This window comes from Ruegeria sp. AM5, from assembly GCF_056540645.1.
Window position 1 is genome coordinate 22,814 of sequence record NZ_JBQFXC010000006.1, and the last position, 26,641, is coordinate 49,454.

Consider the following 26,641-nt stretch of genomic DNA (forward strand, 5'->3'; position numbering starts at 1 on the left):
GCACCAAAAACACGTTGCGTGACATCTGTTCACGCAATAGTGTTCACTTTATGTTCTACACGGAGGAATTTAAGAAATGTCACTTAACTATGTCATGATCGGTTCAAATGATGTCGTCAAAGCGCGAAGCTTTTACGATGCGGTTGTGCCCAAAATCGGCGGCAAGGTTATTGCTGAATATATGCCCCACGCTGTTTGTTACGAGCTGCGGGGCGGTGGGTCCATGTGGGTCGCGACGCCCTTTGACAAAGAGGCCGCGACGGTTGGAAACGGCAACATGGTTGGCTTGCTCTGCGAAAGCGAAGCGGAAGTTCGCGAGGTGCATGCGGAGGCTCTTGCCAATGGCGGAACAAATGAAGGTGATCCCGGAGATCGACCTCAATATGGCCCGAACTTCTATGGCGCATATGCGCGCGATCCTGATGGCAACAAGATGAGCTTTGTCTATTTTAGCGATGCAGGCTGATCGCGCGCCCTAGAACGTCATACCTGCGTGAATCAGAATGCCGATAACCATCAGCAGGTTCAGCACCATTGAGATACCGTTGCCCACATAGATGGGCAACTTGCCCACCACCAGCCCATAGGCGAACCACAAAAACGACAGCCCAGCATACAGAGACCAGGACAGCAGCGACTGTCCGGTCGCATGTTCGGAGTGGGTGAAATAAAGCTTGATCAGTTGTGGAAGCGTGGCGAAGGGGCCAACGACGCCGATGAAGACCATGAACCCCTCGAACCGCTGCATCCAGTGACCGAGATTTGAGTTTTCCAGTTTCTGGGCAAGCGTTTCAGCCACTCAACCCCCTCCTGTTCCTGCGGCCCCCGGAAGATTGGGCCGTTTCATTCAGCCGGTTGCAAAGCAAAATAGTCGCTTTGCGCCGCACGTCCAAGATCATTTGGCGCGGGTTAGTCCAGACCTTCTTCACCCAGCAGGTGCCTGCCTTGGCGGTCTTCCACCTCGATCACCCAAAGGTCGGGGTCAAAACTGCGTTGGCGGGTGATGGCGGCATCTACGTCTGCCTCTTCTCCGGATGAGAGCTCCACCCATTTGCGCTCGCCACTCATCAGATCAAAACTGCGCTGAAAGGCTGCGGCCCGCCCGTTGAGTGTGTTGAGTTTGATAAGCACCGCCCCAGCGGTGTCATCCCCATGCGCCACAACAAAAGCCGGTATTTCCTGAAACCGCAGCCGCGCCAGATAGGCATGCACCCAGAATTCAGCCGTCAGCCGGGTCATGGTTCTGACCTTCCCGTAGGGGTTGAGAATTTTCGACGAAAATTCTTGGCCCGGGTCATGCGTTGCCGTCTTTGAAATCCAGACCCATTTCCGAGTAGCGCTCGGACTCCTCCAGCCAGTTTGGCCGGACTTTCACCTGCAAGAACAGGTGGATCTTGCGGTCCAAAAACTCTTCCAGCTCGGCACGCGCCGCCTGACTGACGGCCTTTATGGTCTCACCACGTTTGCCCAGCACAATCCCTTTGTGGCCATCACGCATAACATAGATGACCTGATCGATCTTGGCCGAGCCGTCCTTGCGCTCTTCCCAGTTCTCGGTCTCGACGGTCAGCTGGTAGGGCAGTTCCTGATGCAAGCGCAGGGTCAGTTTCTCGCGCGTCATCTCAGCCGCGATCATGCGCAGAGGCAGATCCGCAATCTGGTCTTCTGGATAGAGCCACGGGCCTTCGGGCAGTTCCGAGGCGAGCCATTTGCGCAGGTCGTCGACACCGTGGCCTTTTTCGGCCGAGATCATGAAGGTCTCGGCAAAGGGATAACGCGCATTCAGGTCACTGGTCAGCGCCAGCAGCTTTTCCGAGGGCACCTTGTCGATCTTGTTGATCGCAAGTGCGATGGTGCGGCCCTGTCCGATCTCTTCCAGGCCTTCGAGGATGCGTTCGACACCTTCGGTGATACCGCGATGCGCCTCGATCATCAGCACGACCACATCCGCATCTGCAGCCCCGCCCCAAGCGGCGGCTACCATGGCACGGTCCAGACGGCGGCGCGGTTTGAAGAGGCCCGGCGTGTCGACAAAGACCAGTTGCGCATCGCCCTCCATCGCCACGCCACGGATACGAGCACGGGTGGTTTGCACTTTGTGCGTCACGATCGAGACTTTGGCTCCGACCATGCGGTTCAGAAGGGTGGATTTGCCTGCGTTGGGCTCTCCGATCAGGGCGATAAATCCGGCGCGTGTGCTCATGTGTCCTGCGATCCTGTTTGCAAGTGCGCACCCCTATAGCAGAATGCGCGGACGGGCCAGAGGGATTTGTCGCATTGCGGATATCAGTGAGCGAAGGCCAGTCTGCGGCCCATAGGGCGACGCTGCCCGGTCGACCGGTGCCGGCATTGGCCGGGCTTGATCGCGCGATCAGGTTGTAGTGTTCAACGCCAGAACTTGGTTCGGATGGGCTTGGTCCCCGATCCGAAAATCTGTGACTCCGACCTGCCGGAACCCTTTGGCTAGATAGAAGTCGATTGCGGGCGTGTTCTCGGAATTGGTTGTCAGCCAAATCGACGGGCGCCCTTTTTCACGCATGTAGTCAATCGCGATGTCGAGCAGCGCTGAGCCGATGCCTTTACCTTGATGGCGGTGCTGGACATAGAACGTCACGATTTCTAGGTCAGAAAGCCCGTCCACGGGTGCGGCGCGACTTTCCGCAAGCCGAATATAGCCGTCGATCCCGTCTTCGTTTTCGGAAACCATCAAGAGGTCTTGGCCGTCCTCCAATATGGCTTCGAACCGGGCGGTCGTGAACTCGGACAGTGCGAACTCGGCAAGGAAGGCGTTCACACCACGCTTTAGATATGTTCCGATCCAGACCTCAATCGACAAGGCGGCGAGGCTGGCGGCATCGGATTTCTGGGCGGGTCTGATCTTCATGATCTGGCCGCAAAACGGATCAAGACAACTGTTCCAACAACGCCTTTGCCGCGGCTTGTTCGGCTTGTCGCTTGGAGCCGGCGGTAGCCTGCGCCTCGGTCCCGTCCTGCAGGCGCGCGGCGATGGTGAAGATCGGAGCGTGGTCGGGGCCGGTGCGTTTGACCTCGACATATGCAGGGGGTTTCTGACCGCGGGCCTGCGCCCATTCCTGAAGCGAGGTTTTGGCGTCGCGGGCGTCGGCCTCGACCTTGTGGATGCGATCGCCCCAGAGGGCGAGGATCACGTCTCGGGCAGCCTCGAACCCTGCGTCGCGGTAGATGGCCGCGATGACCGCCTCCATCGCGTCGCCCAGCAAGGCCTGCTTGCGACGACCTCCGGACAGCATCTCGGACCGGCCCAGTTTCAGCACCGCACCCAGATCAATCTGGCGGGCCACATCGGCGCAGGCTTCCTTGCGCACCAGCGCGTTGAAACGGGGGGCCAGTTGGCCTTCGGAAGCTTTCTTGTCGGCCTCAAGCAAAGCAGTGGCCATGACGAGACCCAGGACGCGGTCGCCCAGAAATTCAAGACGCTGATTGTCGGGGCGCGTGGCAGAGGACACTGAGCCGTGGGTCAGCGCACGCACCAGCAGTTCAGGGTCGGAAAACTCATACCCCAAGCGTTGCTGGAACGCCTTTATCTCAGCCGATAGCTTCAATTGACCGCCTTGAAGAAGCGGTCACCGCGCCATGTCCAGAAGAACAGCATGGACCGGCCAGCGGAGGAGAACATGATCCGGTCGGCGCGACCGATCAGGTTTTCGTAAGGAACATAGCCCACGCCACCGGCGGATTGCGGCAAGCGGCTGTCGGCCGAGTTGTCGCGGTTGTCGCCCATGAAGAAATAGTGGCCCTCGGGTACAGTATAGACCCCGGTATTGTCCGATCCCTGATTGCCGATGTTCAGCACGTCGTAGGACACGCCATTTGGCAGGGTCTCGATCAGGCGGTTCTTTTCGCAAACACCGCCGATCCCGACGGGACCGTTGGAACAGCGCGGGCGCAGGCCTTGTGGGCCCTGCGGTTCAGCAACTTCGGTGAACACACCGTCGGGTTGCTGCGGCACTGGAGTGTCGTTGAGGATGATTTGGCCTCCACGAATCTGGATACGATCACCCGGCTGGCCGATCAGTCGCTTGATATAGTCGCGCCCTGTCACCGGATGGCGGAAGACGATGACATCGCCCCGCTCGGGATCGCCACCCAGCAGACGGGAGTTGTCATCACCCTGCATCCAACCGCACACATCCTCGGCATCGATGTTCAGGCCGACGCTGGGGATGATCAGGCTGGGGCAGGACGCGTAGGAATAGCCATAAGCCATCTTATTGACGAAGAGGAAATCACCGATCAGCAGCGTCTGCTTCATGGAGCCTGAGGGAATCCAGAACGGCTGAAAGAAAAGCGTGCGGAAAACGCCCGCGATCAGCAGGGCGTAGACGATAGTTTTGATCGTCTCCCAGACGGCGTTTCCGGATTTGGCTTCCTCGGCCATACTGCTCTCTCCAGTCTATGCGTGGTTGGGGTGCTACATGCGTGTCGGGTGGAGGCAAGTCAAGGCTGCGCGGGTGCTTCTTGCAGCGGACGGGCCTCGATCACCACAAAGGCCTGCGCCCAGGGGTGATCATCGGTCAGGGTGACGTGGATGATCGCCTCGTGGCCTTCGGGAGTCATTTCTTTCAGACGCTCTGCGGCCCAGCCGGTGACATGCATGACGGGCTGGCCGGTGCGCAGGTTGGTCACCGCCATGTCCTTCCACGCGATCCCCATCCGCAGGCCGGTGCCTAGCGCCTTCGAGCACGCCTCTTTCGCGGCCCAGCGTTTGGCGTAGGTGCCCGCAGTATCGGCGCGACGCTCAGCCTTGCGCTGTTCAGTTTCAGTGAAGACACGGTTACGGAAGCGGTCGCCGAACCGGTCGAGCGTGCCCTGAATGCGATCAATATTTGCGAGGTCGGTGCCGATGCCGAGGATCATGTCAGACCTCCAACACAACGGTCCCGAGCTTTTGCCCTGCCTCGACCATTGCGTGTGCATTTGCCGCATCCATCAGCCCTCCGCCGGGGACGACGGCGTGGGACAGTGCGCCTTGTTCCAGCCACTGGCCCAACTGCGCCTCGCCGCGACGGCGGGCCGCGGCGTCGAGTTGGTAGACGATCAGCATATGCAGGCGGATGTTCTTGAACATGAAGCCATAGAAATCCAGTTCGGGCTTCATTTGCGAAGCCGAGGCATAGCTGGCGATGGTGCCACCGGGGCGGATCATAGAAAGGGAAGCGGGTTGGTTGGCGGCGAAATCAACCTCGACAATGCGGTCTATGCCTGCGCCGTTGGTCATGTCCATCGCCGCCTCGGCCACGTCTTGCGTGCGGTAGTTGATCCATTCGGACGCGCCGGAATGGGCGGCTTTTTCATCTGAACTGACCGTTGTGATAACGCGTGCGCCGCCCAGTGCGGCCATCTGGCAGGCGTAGCGTCCGACCGTGCCTGCGCCGCCGGTCACAAGCACGGTCTGGTCAGTGATCGGTCCGTCACAATAGAGCGCGTACCATGCAGTCAAGGCTGGGATACCAAAACACGCGCCCTCGGCGAAGCCGGTCGTATCTGGAAGGAATACGGCCTGTTCGGAGGGTAGCGCAGTGTATTCGGCCCCAGTGCCAAAAGCGCGTTGCCATTGGCCGTTCCAGATCCAGACACGTTCGCCGACGCGCGCGGGATCGACCCCTTCGCCTACGGCCTCAATCACTCCGGCCCCGTCCGAGTGGGGAACAACCATAGGGTATTGCATCACAGCGCCAGGGCGCGCGCCGCCGCGCAGCTTGACATCTGAGGGGTTGATGCCGCTGGCATGGACCCGGACAAGAACGTCGCCTGGGCCGGGGTTGGGCGTGGGCAGATCGACCAACTCGAGGACATCCGCCGCCGCACCAAATCCGCGATAGGTGATTGCTTTCATGACAGTCCCTCGTCTCCTATTGGTCAGCTATTGGTCAGCCGCGTCGGGCGTTTCCAGATCGAACACCAAGACGCCCTCGGCCCCATCCACGCACAGCGCGACAAGCCGTGCGCCAAGTTGCTGGTGGGTTTCGTCACTGGCATAGCGCTGTAGGTCGGCCTGAGCCGCGAAATCCAGTGTGAAGCCGTAGGGATAGCTTGGGGATTTTGCCTCAAAATCGCGGTTGGGGCCGTGGGTGAAGCCACCGCAGCCCGACAAACGGTCTGCGACCGCGCCCAGCCCATCCATCACAGCGGCAAGCTCTGCGGTGTCGTGATCGGGCTTGAGTCGCAGCATCACGCAATGGCGGATCATCATTGCACCTCAGAGGTCATGACAGGCGCACCGTGAGAATCTTGTAGCTGGCCACGCCAAAGAAACCCGCGAAGGCAAAATCAAACCAGCGGCGGGCGCGGCGATAGGCGTTGACCATGCGCGCAGACGAAAACAGGAAGGCGTAGCCGATGAAGATCAGCAGTGAACCCGCATAGAGCATGGCGAAATAACCCAGCAGCATAGCAAGGCTGGCGTCATTTGGCGCAACGATGGCGTAGATCGAGCCCCAGCTGAGGATCGCCTTGGGGTTGGTCAGGTGGATCGCCGCACCTTTGGCAAATATCGTACCCAATGAGCCGGTGACTGGATTGCCCAGCGCGACCTCATCCGAAGTCAGCGCGCGGCGCAGCGCCTTGAGCGCCAGCCAGCCCAGATAAGCGACGCCGATATAGCGGATCACCTCGAACACCCAGACATTGGCCAGCATAATCGCCGACAGCCCCAGTGCGGCGGCGATGCCCCACGCGGCGGACCCGGCGCAGATGCCCAGCGCAAAGGCCAGACCGGCGGTGCGGCCTTCGTTCATGGCGGTTCCGGCGATGCCCATGGTGGCAGGGCCCGGAGAGCCCCCGGCCATGAGCCATGCAAACCAGATCGCCACAAAACCGGGTGTGATCATGCCCGCGCCTCGTCCATCAGGCGGCGCATTTCGTGAACCGCCGGGGTGAGGCCGCGAAAGATGGCCTCGCCGATCAGGAAGTGGCCGATGTTCAGCTCTCGCACTTCAGGGAAGGCTGCCACCGGTTGTACGGTGTCGTAAGTCAGCCCGTGACCCGCATGAACTTCAAGACCCAGCGAATGGGCATAGGCGGACATCTCGCGCAGGGCTTCCAGTTCGCGCGCGGCGTCGTCCAGTTTGCCTTCGGCGTGGAAATCGCAATAGGCACCGGTGTGCAGTTCGATCACCTCGGCCCCGATGCGGTGGGCGGCGTCGATCTGGCGCTGGTCGGCGGCGATGAAGATGGACACGCGGCAGCCCACATCGCGCAAGGGCGCAATGAAATGGGCCAGCTTATTTTCCTCGCGCGCGACTTCTAACCCCCCTTCGGTTGTGCGTTCCTCGCGCTTTTCGGGAACGATGCAGACGGCGTGCGGCTTGTGGCGCAGGGCGATTTTCTGCATCTCGTCGGTTGCGGCCATCTCGAAGTTCAGCGGCACCGACAGGATCTCCATCAACCCGTCGATATCGGCGTCCGAGATGTGGCGGCGATCTTCGCGCAGATGTGCTGTGATGCCGTCGGCCCCGGCCTCTTCCGCGATCCGGGCGGCGCGTAGTGGGTCGGGATAGGCCCCGCCGCGCGCATTCCGCACGGTGGCTACGTGGTCGATATTCACGCCCAGACGCAAACGGTTGTCAGACATCTTTCGAATCCTTCATTGTCCCTGAGGTCGAGCCTAGTGGTTTTGTCGGGGGAACGTCAGCCTCTGCCTGAGCAAGGCGTTTGATTTGTTCAAACTTCGCTTTGATTCTGGCGCGGCGGCGTTGCTGATAAGTACGGATAAGCGGCAGGCTAAGATAGGCGCAGATCACTCCGGCCACGATGCCTGGAATGACCCCGCCGATCATATAAGGAAAGAACACATCGTCATAGAACCGGCTAAGCCCGTGCCAGTCCGCCTCGCGATGGGTGAACATGGCGATGCAATTGTCCTTGAGATCGCCCATCGCATCCGCAAATTTCCCCATCAACCCATCGGTATCGTCTTTGCGGAACTTGGTCCCCAGCAGGAAATGCCCGGTTTGCAGGCTTATGACCGCGATCGGCACATAGGTCAGGGGATTGCCAAAGAACGTGCCGCTGAGCGCGGCAAGAATGTTGCCGTTCAGCAGCCGCGCCAGCACGGCGGCGACCAGGAAATGCAAGCCATAGAAAGGCGTGAACGAGGCAAACACCCCTGCCCCGATGCCACGCGCGATGCGTTCCGGGCTGTCAGGCAGGCGCCGAACCCGATGTTTGACATAGTGAAAGGCACGGGTCCATCCGCCGCGCGGATAGACGAACTCTGACGCGACTTGAACAGGCGAGCGGCGATCTCGGCGCTTGAAAACCACTCGTGATCACCCCTTCTCAGCCAGCCGCAACGGCGGGTTTCGCACTTTCCCGGTACCGTTCGACCGCAGCAACGTCGCTTTCAGCCTCGAGCATCAGCATCAGCGAATGCAGCTGTTCAAGATCGCGAAGTTCGACATTGATCATCAGCCGATAAAAATCCGGTTTGCGGTCGACAAATTCGAGGTTCGAGATATTGGCCTTTTTCTCGCCGATCAATGTGCAAATACGCCCCAGCACCCCGGCATCATTGCCGATGGTCAAATCCAGCGTCGCGCCATAGACGGCGGGGTGGGTGCCCGAATGCCAGTGCAGATCAACCCAGCGCTCGGGTTCATTTTCAAACTCGGTCAGGCGATCGCAGTCGATGGCGTGCACGACAACACCCTTGCCGCGATATGTAATTCCGACGATGCGCTCGCCCGGCAGTGGCTGGCAACAGGGGGCACGATCGAATTTCTGGCCCGGTTCAAGCCCGATCACAGCGCGACGGGGCGAGATCGCGTCGCCATCATCCTTGGTGAGTTCGGGATATACCGCTTCGACCACCTCATGGGCGGTCAACTCGGCACTGCCCAGACGGGCCAGCAACTCGTCCCGATCTTTTAAACGCAGGTGTTTGGCAGCGGTTTCCAGCGCCTTGTCGGTGGCTTTGCGGCCCAGGTTTTCGAACCCGGCGCGGGCCAGTTCCTTACCCAGCTTGATGAAGCGTTCCCGGTCGACCTCGCGCAAGGCGCGGCGGATCGAGGTGCGGGCTTTGCCGGTAACCGCGATCTCAAGCCAAGTGACCTGCGGGCTCTGGCCATCGGCGGTGATGATGTCAACCGATTGACCGTTCTTGAGCCGGGTCCAGAGCGGCACACGAATGCCATCAACCTTGGCCCCCACGCAGGCATGACCAATGCGGGTGTGGATTGCGTAAGCAAAATCAATCGGCGTCGCCCCACGCGGCAGTTTCACCACATCGCCCTTGGGGGTGAAGCAGAACACCTGGTCCGAATACATCTCGAGCTTCACAGCTTCGAGGAAATCCTCATGATCATCCTCACTGTCGAATTGCTCGGTCAGGTTTGCGATCCACTTTGCCGGGTCGACCGCAAAGGGGTTTTCGGACCGCACACCGTCGCGATAGGACCAGTGCGCTGCAACACCGGTTTCGGCCACATCGTGCATCTGACGGGTGCGGATCTGGACCTCGACCCGTTTGCCGTCGCGCCCCGAAACTGTTGTGTGGATCGAGCGATAACCGTTCGATTTCGGTTGGCTGATATAGTCCTTGAATCGCCCTGGCACCGCGCGCCAGCGCTGGTGGATGGCACCGAGTGTGCGGTAACAGTCTTCCTCGGTCTGGGTGATGATGCGGAACCCGTAGATGTCGGACAAACGTGAGAAACCCTGATCCTTTTCCTGCATCTTGCGCCAGATCGAATAGGGTTTCTTGGCGCGACCAAAGACTTCGGCTTCAATGCCCGCCTTTTCCAATTCGTGCCGCATGTCGCCGGTAATGCGATGGATCACGTCGCCGGTTTCGCGTTGCAGAGTGATAAAGCGGCGGATGATCGACTGGCGGCCTTCGGGGTTCAGGACGCGGAAGGCAAGGTCTTCGAGTTCCTCGCGCATCCATTGCATCCCCATCCGGCCCGCAAGCGGCGCGTAAATATCCATTGTCTCACGCGCTTTTTGCACCTGCTTTTCAGGGCGCATCGCCTTGATCGTGCGCATGTTGTGCAGGCGGTCGGCGAGCTTGACCAGAATAACCCGAAGGTCCTTGGACATGGCCATGAACAGCTTGCGGAAATTCTCGGCCTGTTTGGTCTCACGGCTGGACAGCTGCAGGTTGGTCAGCTTGGTGACGCCATCGACCAACTTGGCGACCTCATCCCCGAACAGTTCGGTAACCTTGCCATAACTGGCTTTGGTGTCTTCGATCGTGTCGTGCAACAGGGCCGTTATAATGGTCGCATCATCCAGATGCTGTTCGGTCAGGATGGCGGCAACGGCAACGGGATGAGAGAAATAGGGCTCGCCGGAATGGCGGAACTGGCCTTCATGCATCTGTTGGCCAAATTCATAGGCCCTTTCGATGCGGTCGGCATTTGTCTTGGGATTGTAATTGCGGACCAGCGCAATCAGGTCTTCTTCTGAAATCATCCGGTCCGCACCTTTGTCGCTTGGGTTACCCCTGGCCCTGGGCCTCCATCAGAGCGCGCAGGAGCTTTTCTTCCGACATGTCGTCATCCGCAGGCTTGTCAGATTCCGCACCCATCAGCAGGGCCATCTGATCTTCTTCGGGCTCATCAACCTCGATCTGGGTCTGGTTGGCTTCGATCAGACGCTCGCGCAGCTCATCAGCGCTTTGGGTTTCGTCGGCGATTTCGCGTAGCGAGACGACAGGGTTCTTGTCGTTATCGCGGTCAACGGTGATCGGGCCACCAGCAGAAATCTCGCGCGCCCGGTGGGCTGCAAGCATCACCAGTTCGAACCGGTTCGGGACCTTGTCTACACAATCTTCGACCGTAACGCGGGCCATGGGGCGCTCTCCGTAAATGAATCCGTGGCAGGAAGGGGTTTATCTAAGCGCGAATCCCCGCCTTGACAAGCAAGAAATGCCGCAAATGCGAGGATCACAGAGGCTTGACCTCTGCCACCTCATCGGGCGGCAAGGCTGCAACCATCTGCGTCACTGTCCGGTCCAGAACGGGATGGCGCCAATCGGGGGCGACATCCATCATGGGAACAAGCACAAAAGCGCGGTCCTGCAAGCGCGGATGGGGCAGGATTAGGTGTTCCGGCGCAGATTTGGTCTGATCTTCGGGGGGAAGGGTCAGCCAGCGCTGGTATTCGGCGTCATCCGGCAGCACAAGTTCATCCCAAAAGACCAGATCGAGGTCCAGAGTGCGCATGCCCCAACGCTGTTCACGGGCGCGCTCAAAATCATGTTCGATGCGGTGCAGCAGGTCCAGAACACCCTGTGGCGTGAGGTCCGATTCGATCAAAACCGCTGCGTTGACATAGTCCGGCCCTGCCCCTGCCGGAAAGCATGGGGTGGCAAAAAACCGGCTTGTCTTGCGAATCACCAAGCCCGCCTCGGCCATCGCGATCAGCGACCGCTCAAGTGTCACCTTGGGCCCACAACCTCTCAGACTGAGATTTGCCCCTAGGGCAATGACCGCTTTTGACAAGGTTTTGTCCACTTCAGACCCCATATTCGGACCAGAGAATACTTGCGATAAAGCCTAAAACACCTATTTTAAGGACACCATTGCACTGACCTATTACTTTATCACTCACGGAGCTCACGGTGCGGTGGCTTATACCGGAAGGACCATTTTATGTTTTACAAGGACGAACGGCTAGCGCTGTTCATCGACGGCTCGAATCTTTATGCAGCCGCCAAAGCTCTGGGGTTTGACATCGACTACAAGTTGCTGCGTCAGGAATTTATGCGCAGAGGCAAACTGCTTAGAGCTTTCTACTACACAGCGCTACTGGAAAATGACGAGTATTCCCCGATCCGGCCTCTGGTGGACTGGCTGCACTATAATGGCTTCACCATGGTCACCAAACCGGCCAAGGAATACACCGACAGCATGGGGCGTCGGAAGGTCAAGGGAAACATGGATATCGAGCTTACCGTCGATGCCATGGAACTGGCACCACGCGTTGATCATATCGTACTGTTTTCGGGCGATGGGGATTTCCGCCCGCTGATCGCAAGCCTGCAACGGCAGGGCGTACGTGTTTCCGTTGTTTCGACCATCCGTAGCCAGCCGCCGATGATTTCGGACGAACTGCGCCGCCAGGCCGATAACTTCATTGAGCTGGAAGACCTGCGCGACGTGATCGGCCGCCCTCCGCGCGAGATGCCGACTGAACCCCGCAGCGTCGCAGCTGCAGGCGGGCACTGACCCCACCAAACCCCACCACTCACCAATGGGGGTTGGCAAGAATATGCGCGGCCAGGGCCAGAAGCCCTGGCCGCGCGACTTTAAAGGTATAGGTGCTGAAAACACCCTTGTGCTAACAGCGATTCATGTCAGTGAAATGACGCAGTGCTGTCTGGACCATGGCAATGAAAAGACCTAGGTGTTCGGTCCAGGAGATCGCCGAATGACAAAGCCGCCGCTGACATTATATCTGGCCGCCCCGCGCGGGTTCTGCGCCGGAGTGGACCGTGCCATCAAGATTGTGGAAATGGCCCTTCAAAAATGGGGGGCGCCTGTCTATGTGCGCCATGAGATTGTTCACAACAAATTCGTCGTCGACGGTCTGCGCGCCAAGGGTGCCGTGTTTGTCGAGGAGCTGGACGAATGCCCTGATGATCGCCCCGTGATCTTCTCGGCCCACGGTGTGCCAAAATCGGTGCCCGCCACAGCAGCCCAGCGCGAGATGATATATGTCGACGCCACCTGCCCGCTTGTATCCAAGGTACATGTCGAGGCGCAGCGCCATGCGGATGCCGGGCTGCAGATGATCATGATCGGCCACAAGGGCCACCCCGAAACCATCGGCACCATGGGACAGCTGCCCGATGGCGAGGTGCTGCTGGTTGAAACGGTAGAAGATGTGGCGCAGGTCGCTGTGCGTAACCCCGAAAAGCTGGCCTTTGTCACCCAGACAACCCTATCGGTGGATGACACCAAGGACATTATTGCCGCGCTTGAGGCCCGCTTCCCCGCCATCGTCGGGCCGCACAAGGAAGACATTTGTTATGCCACCACCAACCGGCAGGAAGCGGTGAAAGCCGTCGCTCCGAAAGCCGATGCCTTGCTGGTGGTGGGTGCGCCGAACTCATCGAATTCACGTCGTCTGGTCGAGGTCGCCTCGCGCGCCGGATGCAGTTATGCGCAGCTGGTGCAGCGCGCGACCGAGATCGACTGGCGTGCGCTGGAAGGAATTTCCAGCATTGCGGTTAGCGCCGGGGCATCCGCGCCCGAGGTGCTGGTGAACGACGTGATCGATGCATTCCGCGACCACTACGATGTCACCGTCGAGCTGGTCGAAACCGCTGTCGAGAATGTCGAGTTCAAAGTTCCCCGCGTATTGCGGGAACTAGCATGAGCGGCATCCCCCGCGCGCCGTTATTCCTTGGTTTGGCTGGGCTGATCCCGTTTGTCTGGGGCGCGCTGACTTATCTGAACGGTGATTTGAACGATTGGGGTCGGCAGACGCTGGGGTCGCGCTTCGTGGGGCCGTATATTCAGCTATTCTATGGCTCGGTGATCCTGAGTTTCATGTCGGGCGTGCTGTGGGGCTTCGCCACCAAAACCTCAGGCAGCAAAGCTGCGGCCTGTTACACCTTGTCGGTGTTGCCTGCACTTTGGGCATTTTTCACGACCGGCGGCGGTCCGGTGAATGCGGGCACCAACCTGATGTATGGGTTTGCGGGCTTGCTTTTGCTGGACGCCATGTTCTCATATTGGCGGTTGACCCCGGTCTGGTGGATGCGGCTGCGCGTCCTGTTAACCGCTGTCGTGCTGACCTGTCTTGCTGTGGGAGTTTACCTGTGAGTGATGAACGGACCATCAAGGCCTACTCGGATCGCGTTGCGGATTACCTAAGGATCCCCCTGCCCGCCGAGCAGCTAGAGGCGCGTCAGGCTTTTGTAGATGCGGTCCGCGAGGGTGGATATGTGCTGGATCTGGGCTCGGGTCCCGGATCAGACAGCGCGTTTCTGATGCGGCAAGGGCTGAAGGTACGGGCGCTGGATGCAACCCCTGCCTTTGTTGAACATGCGCGGAGCAACGGTGTTGACGCCCACCTTGGCACCTTCGATGACGTCACAGAGGTAGCAGAGTATGACGGCGTCTATGCCAGTTTCTGCCTGCTGCACGCCCCGCGCGCCGATTTCCCGCGTCATCTGAACGCGATCCACACCGCACTGAAGCCGGGCGGGCAGCTGTTTCTGGGAATGAAGCTGGGCACAGGCGAGCATCGCGATGATTTGGACCGTTACTATACCTATTATTCAGAGACCCAGATCAAGGACGCCCTGACCTCGGCAGGTTTCACCATTGATCGTACCGTGCAGGGAATGGGGAAAGGTTTGGCCGGGTCTTACGACGGGTTCATTCTGGTATTCGCTCATGCCTGATCTCTTTGCCTATACCGATGGTGCCTGTTCCGGAAATCCCGGCCCCGGCGGCTGGGGCGTACTGCTGCGCGCGATGGATGGCGATACCATCCTGAAAGAACGCGAGCTGAGCGGAGGCGAAGCCGAGACAACCAACAACCGGATGGAACTGCTGGCTGCAATCAGTGCTTTGGAGACGCTGGAGCGGCCCTCGAAACTGACTATCGTCACCGACAGCGCTTATGTGAAGAACGGCGTTACGGGATGGATTTTCGGGTGGAAGCGGAACGGCTGGAAGACGTCGAACAAGAAGCCGGTCAAAAATGTCGATTTGTGGCAGCGGCTGGATGAGGCGCAAGAGCGGCATCAGGTGACCTGGGAATGGGTCAAGGGCCATGCGGGCCATCCCGAAAATGAACGCGCGGATGAGTTGGCACGCGCCGGCATGGCCCCATTCAAACCTAAGAAGGCGCAGGCGTGAGCGGGCTTGCCCTGCTGGATTACGCCTCGGTTTTGGTCTTTGCGCTGACCGGTGCGCTGGTGGCCAGCCGAGCGCAGCTTGATCTGGTCGGGTTTGCCTTCATCGCCTGTCTGACGGCAGTGGGCGGTGGTACCGTACGCGACTTGCTGCTGGACCGACATCCGATCTTCTGGGTCGGTCAGCCCGCTTATATCCTGATCGCTTGCGGCGCTGCGGTGCTGGTATTTTTTACCGCTCATCTGGTGGAAAGCCGGTATAATTGGCTAGTCTGGTTGGACAGTTTCGCCCTGTCCATCGCGGTCGCTGCTGGCACGGGTGCGGCGTTGTCGTTGGATCAATCCGGTATCATCGTAGTGCTGATGGGGGTGACCACGGGCTGTTTGGGCGGCTTGATGCGTGACGTGGTGTGCAACGAGGTGCCACTGGTACTGAAACAAGGTGAGCTTTACGTATCCTGCGCCTTTATCGGAGCCTTGACCGCTGTGTTTGCCACCCGCCTCGGGCTGGAAGGCCTGCTGGCATTGGGCTTATGTGCATTGATTTGCTGGGCGTTGCGCGCCGGATCTCTGTTGTTCGGTTGGCAGTTGCCGGTTTACAAGGCCCGACCGCCTCGGCAATAGGATAGAAACGGACAAGAGATCGCGATGACCTACAGACTTTCGTTTCTGGCCACGGCACTGCTGCTAACGGCATGTGCAGAGCAATACGCCCCGGTCAGCTTCACGGCAGTGGGCAATCAGATCGTCGCATCCGGAACGATCGACCACACAACGCTCAGCGCGTTTGAAGAAGTGATGGACGAAAACCCCGAGATCAAGACACTGGTGCTGCAAAATATCGAAGGTTCGGTCGATGATGACTCGAATGTGGTCTTCAGTCGCGTAGTGCGTGAGGAAGGGTTCGACACGGTGGTTCCGTCAAACGGGCTGGTGGCCTCGGGCGGCACCGATTTGTTTCTAGCGGGTAACCGACGCGTGCTGGAACCCGGCGCCTGCGTGGGGGTCCACAGCTGGGGCGGCGGCGGCTATGTCGCTGCGGAGCTACCCGAAGATCACCCCGAGCATGACCGGTATTTGAACTATTTCGAAGATATCGGCGTCGATCCCGACTTCTACTGGTTCACGCTGGATGCAGCATCCGAGGAAGAGATGCACTGGATGACGGCGTCCGAGGCGAATCGGTTCGACATGACTACACGGTCCGCCCCTCGCCTTGGCACTGCCGCAATCTGCGACGAACGTTAGCGCGTCAGCAGTCGCGCGCCGATTTCCTTGACGAATTTCGCCGCCACCATGGCGGTCATGCCATAGGGGTCGCGATGCGGGTTCAGCTCGACAATATCCGCGCCAATCAACTGGCCCTTGAACCGGTGGATCAGGTCGATCACCTCACGCGTGCTGAGACCGCCGGGTTCGTGATGTGAAACGCCGGGGGCAAAGGCCGGATCCAGCGCATCGAGGTCCAGTGACAGGTAAACCGGGCCATCAAAGCTGATCTCAAGATCGGGGCTCCAGTTGCGCATGTCGATTACCTCGACCCCGAACTTGTCGGCCTGTTCCTGTTGGTGCTTGTTCATGGTGCGGATCCCGACCTGCACCAGACGGTTGATCATGCCGGTTTCCATCACGCGGGCAAACGGGCAGCCATGGCCCAGCGGGCCGATCTGCTGACTGTCATAGAGGTCGGGGTGGCTGTCGATATGCAAGACATTCAGCCCCTCATACCGGTCCGCGTGGGCCTTGATCAGCGGATAGGCGACCGAGTGATCGCCCCCCAACGACAATAATCGTGCACCGGCTTCGATCCGGGCGGCGGCCCCTGCCTCGATCCGGTCGATGGGTTCCTGCCCCATCATCTCGAACACATCCAGATCGCCGGTGTCTTTGAAGCGGTCGGTTGCGCCCAGATCAGTGCCATCCTCGGCGGTCAGGTTGGCCGCACCGGAATGCAACGCCTCGCGGATGCGACCCGGCGCAAAGGCGGGGCCTTGCAGGAACGAGGAATGCAGGTCCAACGGCACACCCATCAGGGCGACGTCTCCGGCGGTCAGATCATGCGACATGAGAGGCCTTTCAACAAAGAATTGACGGGACATTGGTCGCAGATCACGGTCGGGTCAAGCGATCAGCGGCGGATATATGTCTGCCAGATCCAGATCACGAAGAGCGCCCCCAGAACGGCGCCGATAAACCCTGAGAGCCAGCCCATCACAGTGATGAGCGTGCGCAGTACCAAACCGCCCACCAAAGCGCCGACAATGCCGATCAGCATGGTGGTTGGAATATCGGCCTCGATCCGCATTAGGCGGGTGGCGAGGAAACCTGCAGCGGCTCCGACGATGATCAGGGCGATGATCGGCATATCATTTCCTCCAATGCGTGGGAACGATGATCAGCGCACCGATCGAGGACAGCACCGCGTCCAACCCCGGCGGGCCAAAGCTGATGCCGAACATGATGCGCACGAAATAGAACAGGAAAGCACCACCCACGCAGATGATGATCGACTGCAGATAGCCGTTATGGGTAAAGCCAGTCTGTTCAGACAGATAGCCTACGATCCCGGCAATCACGACCGTGCCCATCATGATCATGATCATGTACGCCTACTCCGATGACAGGCGGGTCCCGGCCGACATGGGCCATCCCCGCAGAAAAGTTTCCCTATCCTGCGCGCCCTTGCCTGCCCGTTGCAAGCGCAGCAACTCAACTGCGCCTTCGCCGCAAGCCACGCGCAGGTGGTCGTCCAGCACCTCGCCCGGAGTGCCCCGTCCTTCGGCCAGCCGCGAAGCCAGCAGTTTGATCCGATTGCCCTCGACCTCGGTCCATGCGCCGGGGAACGGGGAGAGACCGCGGATTTTTCTGTCGACTTCGGACGCGAGGGCCGACCAGTCGATCCGCGCCTCGGATTTGTCGATCTTGGCGGCGTAGGTTACGCCGACCTCGGGCTGCGGTTCGGGGGTCAGGCTCGGCAGCGTGTTCAGCGCCTCAACGATCAGCGCCGCACCCATGCCCGATAGGCGGTCATGGAGTTGCGCCGTGGTTTCCTCAATCCCGATCTCGGTGGCCTCGCGCAGCAGAACGGGGCCTGTATCCAACCCGGCCTCCATCTGCATGATACAAACACCGGTTTGCACATCGCCTGCCATGATCGCGCGGTGTATTGGCGCGGCCCCACGCCAGCGCGGCAACAGGCTGGCGTGAATGTTCAGGCAGCCATGGGTTGGCGCGTCCAGAATAGGTTGTGGCAGGATCAGGCCATAGGCGACGACCACCGCGATATCGGCATTCAGCGCTGCAAAGCTGGCCTGTTCTTCGGGTGATTTCAGCGAGGTCGGATGGCGAACGTCTAAGCCCAGCGCCAAGGCACGCGCGTGCACCGAGGTTGGACGGTCTTTTTTACCGCGACCGGCGGGGCGTGGCGGTTGGCAATAGACGGCGGCGATTTCGTGCCCGTCACGGACCAGCGCATCCAGCACCGGCACCGAGAAATCTGGCGTTCCCATGAAGATGATACGCATCCGTCCCTCCGTAGGATGGGGTTTCACCCCTTCTTCTGTGCTTTGCGCAGCAGCATGTCGCGTTTGACCTTGCTGAGCCGGTCGAAATACATCCGCCCGTTCAGGTGGTCGATCTGATGCTGCACGCTGGTGGCCTCGATGCCGACAAAATCACGGCGGTCGATCTGGCCCTGTTCGTTGAGAAATTTCACGGTCACTGCGCGCGGTCGCTTCACCTTGGCGGACACGCCGGGCAAGTTCGGGCTGGCCTCGTCATGTTCACGCAGCTCAACCGAGCTGTGCAGAATCTCGGGGTTGGCCAGTCGCACAGCTTTGCCTCGCTGGGTCGAGCCATCCACGACAGCCAGCCGCAGCATCACTCCGATCTGCGGCGCAGCGAGGCCAACACCCGGCATCGCCTCCATCGTATCGATCATATCGTCCCAGATGGTGCGGATGTCGTCGGTGATTTCCGTGACATCCTCGGCCTTGGTGCGCAGGCGCTTGTCGGGCCACGGCAGGCAGGTCCGCACCGTCATGTACGGGCCTTTTCGCGCTTGAGCTTCTGCATTTTGCGCGTGATCATCTGACGCTTGAGCGGTTTGAGATAGTCGATGAAGAGCTTACCGTTCAGATGGTCGATCTCATGCTGCACACAAGTCGCCCAGAGATCATCAAAGGTTTCCTGCTGCAGATTACCGTCACGGTCCAGCCAGGTGACATCAACCGTCTTCGGGCGCGTGACTTCGGCATATTGCTCAGGGATCGACAGGCAGCCTTCTTCGTAAACGTTGGTCTCGTCCGAGGACGCGATGACCTCGGGGTTGAACATCACCAGTGGGCGTGGGGCCTCACCTTCTTCTTTGACGCAGTCCACCACGATCAGCCGGTCGAGCACACCGATCTGCGGCGCAGCAAGGCCAATGCCGGGCGCGTCATACATCGTCTCCAGCATGTCATCGGCCAGTTTGCGCAGATCGTCGGTGATGTCGGCCACCGGCGCGCAGACCTTTTTCAGGCGGGGATCGGGGTGGATCAGGATATTGCGTTTCATGGGGCTGATTTAGGCCATCGCGCCCGCCTCCGCAACGGCCCCCTTGCACCTTATGGATTTGTGGTTAGCTTTCGCCTCGACAGATGGAGATGACATGACTTTCAACGACCTGATCGACCGCCGGGGCACCAACTCTTCAAAATGGGACAAGATGGAGCAGCTTTACGGTGTCGCCCCCGAGGATGGGCTGGCCATGTGGACGGCTGATTCCGACTATGCCACGGCCCCTTGCGTGATCGAGGCGGTGCGGGAAGCGGCCGATCATGGCGCGTTTGGATATTCATGGATGCACCCGGATTATCTGAATGCAATCCAGTGGTGGATGAAGACACGCCACAACTGGGAGATCGACACCGATTGGATTCTGACCTCACAAGGGTTGGGCAATGCGATTGCCCTGTGTCTGGATGTTTGGAGTGAACCGGGAGATGGCGTCGTGATCTTCACGCCCGTCTACCATGAGTTTGCCCATAAGGTGAACAAATCCGGCCGCCGCGTGGTGGAATGCCCGCTGGTGCGCGATGGCGACAGCTATGGGCTTGATCTGGACGATGCGCAGTCGCGGTTGGACGGATCAGAAAAGCTGCTGCTGTGGTGCTCGCCGCAAAACCCGTCAGGTCGGGTCTGGACGCCGGATGAACTGCGCGCTGTAGCGGCGTTTGCGGAGCGCAACGGGCTGATCCTTGTGTCGGACGAGATTCACCATGATCTGGTTTATCCGGGCAATACCTTCGTACCGATGGATACGGCCGCCCCCGACGCGCGCCCGTGGACGGTGACACTGACCGCGGCGTCGAAAACATTCAACATCGCCGGTCAGCGTACCGGCAACATGATCATTCCCGACGCCAAGCTGCGGGCCGAGATGCGGCACCGGATCACCACGCTGGACTATGACCCCAGTGCGTTGGGTGTGGCGATGATCACTGCCGCCTATTCGCCGGAAGGTGCAAAATGGGTCGATGAACAAATTGCCCACCTGGACGCGAACCGGAAGCTGTTTGATGCTACCATAGCCGAGATACCGGGCCTGTGGTCGATGCCGCTTCAGGCGACCTATCTGGCATGGGTCGATTTTTCGGGCACGGGTATGAGCCACGATGAGTTTGTCCGCCGCCTACGCGAAGATGCGCGGATCGCGACATCCTCTGGCCCCGGTTTCGGCACCGGTGGAGAAACCTTCGAGCGCTTCAATCTGGCCACCCAACGCGAGCGGGTTGAAGAAGCCTGTGCGCGATTGAAAGCAGCCTTTGGCGATTTGCAATGAACCCCGTTCAAAAATAAACGGAGGCACGTCATGCCCAACCACCTTTTTACGCTTCCGGACATCCCGAGCATCCCGGTGCAGGGGGAACAGGCGACCTATCCGATCGGGCGGATTTTCTGCGTGGGCCGCAACTATGCGGCCCACGCTGCCGAGATGGGGCATGAGGTGGATCGTCAGGCGCCGTTTTACTTCACCAAATCCGCGCCCAACGCGGTTTTGACCAGAGCGCATGTGCCGTATCCGGCAGGGACCGAGGATTATCATCATGAAATGGAACTGGCCGTTGCCATCGGCAAGCCGGTTTTTCAGGCCACAGCCACTGAGGCCCGCAACGCGATTTTTGGCTATGGCTGTGCGCTGGACATGACGCGCCGCGACCTGCAGATCCGCGAGCGCAACAAACAGCGCCCCTGGGATCTGGGCAAGGATGTGGAAAACGGCGCGGTCTTCGCTCCGCTGACCCGCGCCGATGACTGGAGCCCATCTGATGACAAGCGCATCTATCTGAGCGTCAATGAGCGGGTCGTACAAGACGCCACATTGTCAGAGCTGGTCTGGAAGATCGATGAACTGATCTCCCATCTATCGGGTTTCTACCATTTGCGCCCCGGCGATCTGATCCTGACCGGCACACCCGCCGGGGTCGGGCCTGTGGTCGCCGGAGACCGAATTGAAGGCGGCATCGATGGTTTGGCTCCTGTGCACCTGACCCTGACGGCCTCCGACTAAACCGTCCGGCCTGATCCCTGAGAATCTTGAGGCCCCATTACCGCCCGAGCGCCGGTGGCGCGTCGGTGCCAAAGATCAAACGGTGCGCGCGTCAGTCGCGGTTTTCAAGCAATGCGATCGGTGCATCCGGGGCGCGGTAGAAATCCAGTGGAGCCTTGTCCGTCGCCACAGTGTTACGCTTGAACTCATAGCGCATTTCACCCACCGCTTCTTCGTCTGCGATTATCAGGCACTGATACATGTGGTTGGCACCGTCATAGATATCGACGAGCCCACGCAGGCGCGGCGTGGTTTCGGCCTCGACGGTGAAACCATCCTTCCACAATGTCAAAATTTTGAAGCTATTGTCGCCAACCTCCACCCGCAAACGGCTGGATTTCTTGAGGGTAGCGATTCGGGCCGCATCCAATTCGGCGCGAATTTCCTTGGAAACATAGGTACTCATAATAAACTTCCCCCCTTAACACTCATTAGTCTGACGCGATTCCTGTAAAAATCCAGTGAACGGCGTCACATAAGTTTTGGCATTGCGGTTCTGGTGCCCAGACACCGCATCCCACCTGTGCGCGCATGCAGGCCTGATGCGCGCCCGGTGAAATAGGATCGTGGCGCAAGACGGCCTATCTTTGACCCAATCGCAATGCGAAAGGAATAACGATGGGCCTGCTTGTCGACGGCGAATGGCATGACACCTGGTATGACACCAGATCCACAGGCGGGGCGTTCAAACGCTCGGCCGCACAGTTTCGCAACTGGATCACCGCCGATGGCGCGCCCGGCCCCTCGGGGCGCGGCGGGTTCGAGGCGGAATCGGGGCGCTATCACCTTTATGTCTCGCACGCCTGCCCTTGGGCGCACCGCACACTGATCTTTCGTGAGTTGAAAGGGCTGAGCGACCACATCTCGGTCTCGGTCGTGCATCCGGATATGCTGGATAAAGGTTGGACCTTTGAGACCGACGACCATGGCGCGACCGGCGACAAACTGTTCGGATCAGAATTTGCCCATCAAATCTACACCCGTGCCGACCCTCACTATTCGGGCCGCGTTACGGTTCCGATCCTGTGGGACAAAGTTGAGAAAACGATCGTGTCGAACGAAAGCTCGGAAATCATCCGCATGTTCAACTCGGCTTTCAACGGGATCACCGGCAACACAGACGACTACTGGCCCGAGGCAATGCGGGACGAGATCGAAGAGGTCAACGCGCGCATCTATTCCGATGTCAATAACGGGGTCTACAAATCCGGCTTTGCCACCTCGCAAGAAGCTTATGACGCCGCGGTTGAACCTCTGTTCGACACGCTGGACTGGCTTGAGGATCGTCTGGCCCGGAACCGCTATCTTATGGGTGACCGCGTGACTGAGGCCGACTGGCGCCTGTTCACCACATTGATCCGGTTCGACCCGGTTTATCATTTACATTTCAAGTGCAACAAGCGTCGGTTGGTGGACTACCCGAACCTCTGGGCCTTTACGCGGGAGCTATATCAATGGCCCGGCGTGGCGCAGACAGTGAACATGAACCACATCGTGCGCCACTATCACTTCAGCCATGACAGCATCAATCCGCACCGAATTATTCCAGTGAATCCAACGTTGGACTATTCAGAACCTCATGGACGAGATCAGCGCCCCGCCGCGTAGTGTTCGACCATGGCCGCCAGATCCTCGGGCGGGGTCGAGCTTTGGACATAGGCGCAGGCATTGGCGCTATGGGCAAAGATTGATCCGTCCGAGAAGAATGTGGTGTTGGTGACGAAGATCACTCGCGCCTCGGGCCTGCGATAGCTTGCGAAATCGGCAACCGCCAAGGCGCTGCCGGTTTCCAGAACCAGATCCAGCACGATGATATCGAATGCGGTACCATACAGTGCCAGGATCGCGGCCTCTTGCGTTTCGACCAGCGTGACTTCGGCCTCCTGCCTTTGCAGATGCCGCTGCCAGACCCGACCTAGATCGGGGTTACTCTCAACAATCAGTACTTTCATTTGCAACAACCTCGGCACGTGATATGGGTGAGTGGTGCCGACCCCTGTTGTCCGTGATCACGCGATTTCCTTAACAAAGTGTTAACAAGGCCCGCACAGCGCCGTGATCGGGCGGATTCGCTTGTAAGAACGGCAAAAATCCGCTTGAAGCATGAGAAATAGGCGATTCCGGCTGGGGCAGATGGTTGGACAGGATGACAGATTGAACCCTCGGGCTGCGCGCGATCATGGCGGAGGGCTGGATGGCGCGATGACGCGTTTTGGGGGCACGCGCGCAGGCTGGATCGATCTGTCCACGGGGATCAATCCGCATGCTTATGAGGTCTCGGGCCTGCAGCCTCCGGACTGGATGGAACTGCCGGATCATGGCGCGTTCGAACGCCTCTCGGACGCGGCGCGGGTGTTTTGGAACGTGCCTGATGGGGCCGAGATTCTGCCATCGCCTGGTGCCTCCGCGGTGATTGCCCGCGTGCCCGCGCTGACCAAAGCCGGCCGCGTGCAGATCACGATGCCCACTTATAACGAACATGCCGCTGCATTCACCGCTCAGGGTTGGACGGTGCACGAGAACGGCCCGGCTCAGGCACGTGTCATCGTACACCCCAACAATCCCGATGGGCGCATCTGGCAGGACGCGGATGTCGACGCGTCGCTGACGGTGATCGATGAAAGCTTCTGCGACGTAACGCCCGAAGCCTCGCTGATTCATCTGGCCCAGCGGCCCGGCATCGTGGTGCTGAAGAGCTTTGGCAAATTTTGGGGGTTGGCCGGGTTGCGACTGGGTTTTGCAATTGGCCATCCCGATCTGATTGCACGATTGAACGACCTGACCGGACCATGGGCCGTATCCGGCCCGGCACTGCGGATCGGCGCGCAAGCGTTGCACGATGTAAAATGGGCTGATGAAACGCGCATGCGTCTGGCAAATGAAGCAACACGGTTGGATCAGCTTTTAACGTCCAAAGGTGCGCGGCTGATTGGCGGCACCAGCCTGTTCCGCCTCTACGACGTTGATGGCGCGACCGCCTGGCAAGACCGATTGGCGCGGGCGCATATCTGGAGCCGAATTTTCCCCTATTCCCGGACCTACCTGCGCCTTGGATTACCGCCAGCAGATGGTTGGGCCCGGTTGGAAGCAGCGCTGTGAGCACCGCGTTCCTATTGGTCTGCGCTATGTGTCTGGACGCAGCATTGGGTGAGCCGGATTGGCTGTGGTCGCGGATTCGCCACCCTGCCGTACTGATGGGCAACGCGATTGGCTGGCTGGACAACCGGCTGAACCATGGGGCGTATCGCCGCCTCAAAGGGGTTGCGACGGTACTCATCCTGGTTGCGGTGGCACTCATCCTTGGCCGGTTGCTAGCGCTGCTTGGTCCGATCGTCGAGATCGTGGTCTGCGCCATCCTTCTGGCCCAGAAATCCCTGATCACCCATGTTCGCGCAGTTGGCGAAGGCCTGTTGACCTCGCTTGCCGAAGGGCGCGCGCAGGTCGCCATGATTGTCTCGCGCGATACGCGAGATATGACCGAGGCGCAGGTGGCGCGCTCGGCCATCGAAAGCGCCGCCGAAAACCTGAGCGACGGGGTGATTGCCCCAGCCTTCTGGTTTCTGGTCGCAGGTCTGCCGGGGCTGCTGGTTTACAAGGTCGCCAACACCGCCGACAGTATGATCGGTTATCGCAACGACAAATACCGCGCCTTCGGCTGGGCAGCGGCGCGGCTGGATGATGTGCTGAACCTTGTCCCAGCACGCCTGACCTTCGTAATGATCGTCGCGCTGTCCAGCCAATGGTCGCGCTGGGGAGAGATGGTTGAGGATGCACGCCGCCATATCTCACCCAACGCAGGCTGGCCCGAGGCCGCGATGGCACGTGCGCTTGATATCGCACTGGCCGGACCGCGCAGCTATGATGGCCAGATGCGGGATCTTGCTTGGGTGAACGGGAATGCGCGGCAGAATATCGACGCGGCGGAGGTTTTTCGCGCATCAGACATGCTCTGGCAGGTATGGGGGCTTGCGCTTGGGCTCGTGTCGGTGTGGGTTGGGTTCAACTTCATATTCTGACGGATCAGCCTTATGCGTTTCCTTTCCGGCCTTATTGCCGCCGCCCTCTTCGCCTCGCCTGCACTCGCCCAATGCGGCGGTGGGTTCAATACCTTCGTCAAAGGGCTGAAAGCCGAAGCCATTCAGCAGGGTTACGACAAATCCACCGTCAACAGCTTTTTCAAGGGCGTGCAGCAGGACGGAGCCGTTCTGAAAGCCGACCGCGCGCAGGGCGTATTCCAGAAACCATTCATCGACTTCTCGCGGCGCCTGATTTCACAGAACCGGATCGACCGGGGCAAGGCCATGTCGGGCAAATACGACGCGGTGTTTGACCGGATTGAGCAGGAATACGGCATTTCGCGCGGTGTGCTACTGGCATTTTGGGCGTTCGAGACCGACTACGGGTCCTTTCAGGGCGATTTCAACACCCGCAACGCGCTGGTGACGCTGGCCCACGACTGCCGCCGCCCCGAGTTGTTCCGCCCGCAGATTTTCGCCGCGATCGAGCTGTACAGCCAGGGCAATTTTGACCCCGCCCGCACCACCGGAGCCTGGGCCGGTGAAATCGGCATGGTCCAGATGCTGCCCCGCGACATTCTGGAAAACGGCGTGGATGGGGACGGAGACGGCAAGGTTTCGCTAAAAACATCGGCGCCGGATGCACTGATGTCCGGGGCCAAGATGCTGTCGCATCTGGGTTGGCAACCGGGTCAGCCATGGTTGCAAGAGGTCACCGTCCCCGCGCAGATGGACTGGTCTCTCTCTGGCCCCGGCAAGCCCCGCTCGGTGTCCGAATGGCAGGCGATGGGCGTGCAGGCGCGTAGTGGGTCGTTGGCAAATCTGCCTGCCTCGCTGATCCTGCCACAAGGGCATAAAGGACCCGCCTTTCTGGCTTACCCGAATTTCGATGTCTATTTCGAATGGAACCAGAGCTTCGTTTACGTCCTGACCGCCGCCTATTTCGGCACACGGTTGGAAGGCGCGCAGATTTACGATGCAGGTAATCCAGCGCCGGGGCTGACGGGCGCGCAGATGAAGCAGTTGCAGAGCAAACTGCAGGCGCGTGGGCACGACGTGGGCAAGATCGACGGCATCCTTGGGGCCGGAACGCGTGCGGCTGTGCAGGCTGAACAACTGCGTCTGGGTTTGCCAGCCGATGCGTGGCCAACGACACAGCTGCTGAAGCAGCTATAAGGGTCA

General features: G+C 59.7%; 37 protein-coding genes. 14 read left to right on the forward strand and 23 right to left on the reverse strand.

Annotated elements, in window-relative coordinates:
• Positions 1 to 76 precede the first annotated feature (76 nt).
• On the forward strand, positions 77 to 466 hold the full coding sequence (locus tag ACR0AH_RS14780; RefSeq protein WP_170402289.1) for a VOC family protein: 390 nt from the start codon (positions 77 to 79) through the stop codon (positions 464 to 466).
• Positions 467 to 475: 9 nt separating this feature from the next.
• Here the strand turns inward: ACR0AH_RS14780 and ACR0AH_RS14785 are convergent, their stop codons facing one another.
• The 15 genes from ACR0AH_RS14785 to folK form a co-directional block, all read right to left on the reverse strand.
• Positions 476 to 799, reverse strand: a complete 324-nt coding sequence (locus tag ACR0AH_RS14785; protein ID WP_170392607.1) for a SemiSWEET transporter — start codon at positions 797 to 799, stop codon at positions 476 to 478.
• Positions 800 to 909: 110 nt separating this feature from the next.
• Entirely contained in the window at positions 910 to 1,239 is a 330-nt protein-coding gene (locus ACR0AH_RS14790; protein ID WP_170402292.1) for a DUF1491 family protein, read from the reverse strand.
• A 55-nt stretch (positions 1,240 to 1,294) separates the two neighbouring features.
• Positions 1,295 to 2,203: a GTPase Era gene (gene era / locus ACR0AH_RS14795; RefSeq protein ID WP_170392609.1), complete on the reverse strand. Its 909-nt coding sequence runs from the start codon at positions 2,201 to 2,203 to the stop codon at positions 1,295 to 1,297.
• A gap of 168 nt (positions 2,204 to 2,371) precedes the next feature.
• Complete coding sequence (locus tag ACR0AH_RS14800; RefSeq protein WP_480592515.1) at positions 2,372 to 2,884, reverse strand: N-acetyltransferase family protein; 513 nt, start codon at positions 2,882 to 2,884, stop codon at positions 2,372 to 2,374.
• A 19-nt stretch (positions 2,885 to 2,903) separates the two neighbouring features.
• A complete protein-coding gene (rnc, locus tag ACR0AH_RS14805; protein WP_170686674.1) occupies positions 2,904 to 3,581 on the reverse strand; it encodes a ribonuclease III in 678 nt (225 codons plus the stop codon).
• The gene (gene lepB, locus ACR0AH_RS14810) at positions 3,578 to 4,417 is read right to left on the reverse strand and encodes a signal peptidase I (RefSeq protein ID WP_480592517.1); all 840 of its coding nucleotides are present in this window, start codon (positions 4,415 to 4,417) and stop codon (positions 3,578 to 3,580) included. Before lepB ends, rnc begins: the two co-directional genes overlap by 4 nt.
• 59 nt (positions 4,418 to 4,476) lie before the next feature.
• Positions 4,477 to 4,896: a holo-ACP synthase gene (gene acpS / locus ACR0AH_RS14815; protein ID WP_170392613.1), complete on the reverse strand. Its 420-nt coding sequence runs from the start codon at positions 4,894 to 4,896 to the stop codon at positions 4,477 to 4,479.
• Position 4,897: 1 nt separating this feature from the next.
• Entirely contained in the window at positions 4,898 to 5,875 is a 978-nt protein-coding gene (locus tag ACR0AH_RS14820; RefSeq protein WP_480592519.1) for an NADPH:quinone reductase, read from the reverse strand.
• Between the two features lie 27 nt (positions 5,876 to 5,902).
• The gene (locus tag ACR0AH_RS14825; RefSeq protein WP_480592521.1) at positions 5,903 to 6,229 is read right to left on the reverse strand and encodes a Dabb family protein; all 327 of its coding nucleotides are present in this window, start codon (positions 6,227 to 6,229) and stop codon (positions 5,903 to 5,905) included.
• A 16-nt stretch (positions 6,230 to 6,245) separates the two neighbouring features.
• Entirely contained in the window at positions 6,246 to 6,869 is a 624-nt protein-coding gene (locus ACR0AH_RS14830) for a LysE family translocator (RefSeq protein ID WP_170425202.1), read from the reverse strand.
• Positions 6,866 to 7,612 (reverse strand): pyridoxine 5'-phosphate synthase, encoded by a 747-nt coding sequence (locus ACR0AH_RS14835; RefSeq protein WP_170392617.1) that lies wholly within the window; start codon positions 7,610 to 7,612, stop codon positions 6,866 to 6,868. The genes ACR0AH_RS14830 and ACR0AH_RS14835 overlap by 4 nt, the downstream gene beginning before the upstream one ends.
• Positions 7,605 to 8,303 (reverse strand): DUF2062 domain-containing protein, encoded by a 699-nt coding sequence (locus ACR0AH_RS14840; protein WP_170392618.1) that lies wholly within the window; start codon positions 8,301 to 8,303, stop codon positions 7,605 to 7,607. Before ACR0AH_RS14840 ends, ACR0AH_RS14835 begins: the two co-directional genes overlap by 8 nt.
• A 16-nt stretch (positions 8,304 to 8,319) precedes the next feature.
• Entirely contained in the window at positions 8,320 to 10,452 is a 2,133-nt protein-coding gene (locus tag ACR0AH_RS14845) for a RelA/SpoT family protein (RefSeq protein WP_480592523.1), read from the reverse strand.
• 25 nt (positions 10,453 to 10,477) lie between these two features.
• On the reverse strand, positions 10,478 to 10,831 hold the full coding sequence (gene rpoZ / locus ACR0AH_RS14850) for a DNA-directed RNA polymerase subunit omega (RefSeq protein WP_010437681.1): 354 nt from the start codon (positions 10,829 to 10,831) through the stop codon (positions 10,478 to 10,480).
• A gap of 94 nt (positions 10,832 to 10,925) precedes the next feature.
• A complete protein-coding gene (gene folK, locus ACR0AH_RS14855) occupies positions 10,926 to 11,507 on the reverse strand; it encodes a 2-amino-4-hydroxy-6-hydroxymethyldihydropteridine diphosphokinase (RefSeq protein ID WP_170597420.1) in 582 nt (193 codons plus the stop codon).
• 126 nt (positions 11,508 to 11,633) lie between these two features.
• Here folK and ACR0AH_RS14860 point away from each other — a divergent pair, with 126 nt between their 5' ends.
• From ACR0AH_RS14860 to ACR0AH_RS14890, 7 genes are all read left to right on the forward strand, one after another.
• A complete protein-coding gene (locus tag ACR0AH_RS14860) occupies positions 11,634 to 12,209 on the forward strand; it encodes a LabA-like NYN domain-containing protein (protein ID WP_039541714.1) in 576 nt (191 codons plus the stop codon).
• Positions 12,210 to 12,411: 202 nt separating this feature from the next.
• Complete coding sequence (gene ispH, locus ACR0AH_RS14865; RefSeq protein ID WP_480592525.1) at positions 12,412 to 13,362, forward strand: 4-hydroxy-3-methylbut-2-enyl diphosphate reductase; 951 nt, start codon at positions 12,412 to 12,414, stop codon at positions 13,360 to 13,362.
• The gene (locus tag ACR0AH_RS14870; protein ID WP_170392622.1) at positions 13,359 to 13,811 is read left to right on the forward strand and encodes a DUF3429 domain-containing protein; all 453 of its coding nucleotides are present in this window, start codon (positions 13,359 to 13,361) and stop codon (positions 13,809 to 13,811) included. Before ispH ends, ACR0AH_RS14870 begins: the two co-directional genes overlap by 4 nt.
• Positions 13,808 to 14,395: a class I SAM-dependent methyltransferase gene (locus tag ACR0AH_RS14875; protein ID WP_480587597.1), complete on the forward strand. Its 588-nt coding sequence runs from the start codon at positions 13,808 to 13,810 to the stop codon at positions 14,393 to 14,395. Before ACR0AH_RS14870 ends, ACR0AH_RS14875 begins: the two co-directional genes overlap by 4 nt.
• The gene (rnhA, locus tag ACR0AH_RS14880; protein WP_480592527.1) at positions 14,388 to 14,855 is read left to right on the forward strand and encodes a ribonuclease HI; all 468 of its coding nucleotides are present in this window, start codon (positions 14,388 to 14,390) and stop codon (positions 14,853 to 14,855) included. Before ACR0AH_RS14875 ends, rnhA begins: the two co-directional genes overlap by 8 nt.
• Positions 14,852 to 15,475 carry a trimeric intracellular cation channel family protein gene (locus ACR0AH_RS14885; RefSeq protein WP_170392625.1) on the forward strand — a complete coding sequence of 208 codons (624 nt, stop codon included), beginning with the start codon at positions 14,852 to 14,854 and terminating at the stop codon, positions 15,473 to 15,475. The genes rnhA and ACR0AH_RS14885 overlap by 4 nt, the downstream gene beginning before the upstream one ends.
• 24 nt (positions 15,476 to 15,499) lie before the next feature.
• Positions 15,500 to 16,099, forward strand: a complete 600-nt coding sequence (locus tag ACR0AH_RS14890; RefSeq protein WP_170392626.1) for a COG3904 family protein — start codon at positions 15,500 to 15,502, stop codon at positions 16,097 to 16,099.
• On the opposite strand, the gene speB is transcribed toward ACR0AH_RS14890, so the two are convergent.
• The 6 genes from speB to def (ACR0AH_RS14920) all read right to left on the reverse strand — a co-directional run bounded on the left by speB (position 16,096) and on the right by def (ACR0AH_RS14920) (position 19,408).
• Positions 16,096 to 16,917: an agmatinase gene (speB, locus tag ACR0AH_RS14895; protein ID WP_480592529.1), complete on the reverse strand. Its 822-nt coding sequence runs from the start codon at positions 16,915 to 16,917 to the stop codon at positions 16,096 to 16,098. The genes ACR0AH_RS14890 and speB overlap by 4 nt on opposite strands.
• A gap of 62 nt (positions 16,918 to 16,979) precedes the next feature.
• Positions 16,980 to 17,216, reverse strand: a complete 237-nt coding sequence (locus tag ACR0AH_RS14900) for a GlsB/YeaQ/YmgE family stress response membrane protein (protein ID WP_480592531.1) — start codon at positions 17,214 to 17,216, stop codon at positions 16,980 to 16,982.
• A gap of 1 nt (position 17,217) precedes the next feature.
• Complete coding sequence (locus tag ACR0AH_RS14905; protein ID WP_170392629.1) at positions 17,218 to 17,454, reverse strand: hypothetical protein; 237 nt, start codon at positions 17,452 to 17,454, stop codon at positions 17,218 to 17,220.
• 6 nt (positions 17,455 to 17,460) lie between these two features.
• Positions 17,461 to 18,375 (reverse strand): methionyl-tRNA formyltransferase, encoded by a 915-nt coding sequence (fmt, locus tag ACR0AH_RS14910; RefSeq protein WP_170733736.1) that lies wholly within the window; start codon positions 18,373 to 18,375, stop codon positions 17,461 to 17,463.
• A gap of 23 nt (positions 18,376 to 18,398) precedes the next feature.
• On the reverse strand, positions 18,399 to 18,893 hold the full coding sequence (gene def / locus ACR0AH_RS14915; RefSeq protein ID WP_480592533.1) for a peptide deformylase: 495 nt from the start codon (positions 18,891 to 18,893) through the stop codon (positions 18,399 to 18,401).
• Complete coding sequence (def, locus tag ACR0AH_RS14920; RefSeq protein ID WP_170392632.1) at positions 18,890 to 19,408, reverse strand: peptide deformylase; 519 nt, start codon at positions 19,406 to 19,408, stop codon at positions 18,890 to 18,892. The genes def (ACR0AH_RS14915) and def (ACR0AH_RS14920) overlap by 4 nt, the downstream gene beginning before the upstream one ends.
• 94 nt (positions 19,409 to 19,502) lie before the next feature.
• Between def (ACR0AH_RS14920) and ACR0AH_RS14925 the strand changes: the two genes are divergently transcribed.
• Positions 19,503 to 20,675, forward strand: coding sequence for a MalY/PatB family protein (locus tag ACR0AH_RS14925; protein WP_170508492.1), 1,173 nt, complete (start codon positions 19,503 to 19,505; stop codon positions 20,673 to 20,675).
• A 30-nt stretch (positions 20,676 to 20,705) separates the two neighbouring features.
• Positions 20,706 to 21,404: a fumarylacetoacetate hydrolase family protein gene (locus tag ACR0AH_RS14930; RefSeq protein WP_170733734.1), complete on the forward strand. Its 699-nt coding sequence runs from the start codon at positions 20,706 to 20,708 to the stop codon at positions 21,402 to 21,404.
• A 91-nt stretch (positions 21,405 to 21,495) separates the two neighbouring features.
• Here the strand turns inward: ACR0AH_RS14930 and ACR0AH_RS14935 are convergent, their stop codons facing one another.
• Positions 21,496 to 21,849, reverse strand: coding sequence for a hypothetical protein (locus tag ACR0AH_RS14935; RefSeq protein ID WP_170392635.1), 354 nt, complete (start codon positions 21,847 to 21,849; stop codon positions 21,496 to 21,498).
• A 212-nt stretch (positions 21,850 to 22,061) separates the two neighbouring features.
• Between ACR0AH_RS14935 and ACR0AH_RS14940 the strand changes: the two genes are divergently transcribed.
• Entirely contained in the window at positions 22,062 to 23,051 is a 990-nt protein-coding gene (locus ACR0AH_RS14940) for a glutathione S-transferase family protein (protein ID WP_480592535.1), read from the forward strand.
• On the opposite strand, the gene ACR0AH_RS14945 is transcribed toward ACR0AH_RS14940, so the two are convergent.
• Positions 23,033 to 23,395 (reverse strand): response regulator transcription factor, encoded by a 363-nt coding sequence (locus ACR0AH_RS14945; RefSeq protein ID WP_008756687.1) that lies wholly within the window; start codon positions 23,393 to 23,395, stop codon positions 23,033 to 23,035. The genes ACR0AH_RS14940 and ACR0AH_RS14945 overlap by 19 nt on opposite strands.
• A gap of 181 nt (positions 23,396 to 23,576) precedes the next feature.
• On the opposite strand from ACR0AH_RS14945, the gene ACR0AH_RS14950 reads away from it, so the two are divergent.
• The 3 genes from ACR0AH_RS14950 to ACR0AH_RS14960 are packed head-to-tail and all read left to right on the forward strand — an operon-like array spanning position 23,577 to position 26,635.
• Complete coding sequence (locus tag ACR0AH_RS14950) at positions 23,577 to 24,542, forward strand: threonine-phosphate decarboxylase (protein WP_170733755.1); 966 nt, start codon at positions 23,577 to 23,579, stop codon at positions 24,540 to 24,542.
• Complete coding sequence (gene cbiB / locus ACR0AH_RS14955; protein ID WP_480592537.1) at positions 24,539 to 25,459, forward strand: adenosylcobinamide-phosphate synthase CbiB; 921 nt, start codon at positions 24,539 to 24,541, stop codon at positions 25,457 to 25,459. Before ACR0AH_RS14950 ends, cbiB begins: the two co-directional genes overlap by 4 nt.
• 12 nt (positions 25,460 to 25,471) lie before the next feature.
• Positions 25,472 to 26,635: a lytic murein transglycosylase gene (locus tag ACR0AH_RS14960; RefSeq protein WP_170565092.1), complete on the forward strand. Its 1,164-nt coding sequence runs from the start codon at positions 25,472 to 25,474 to the stop codon at positions 26,633 to 26,635.
• Positions 26,636 to 26,641 lie beyond the last annotated feature (6 nt).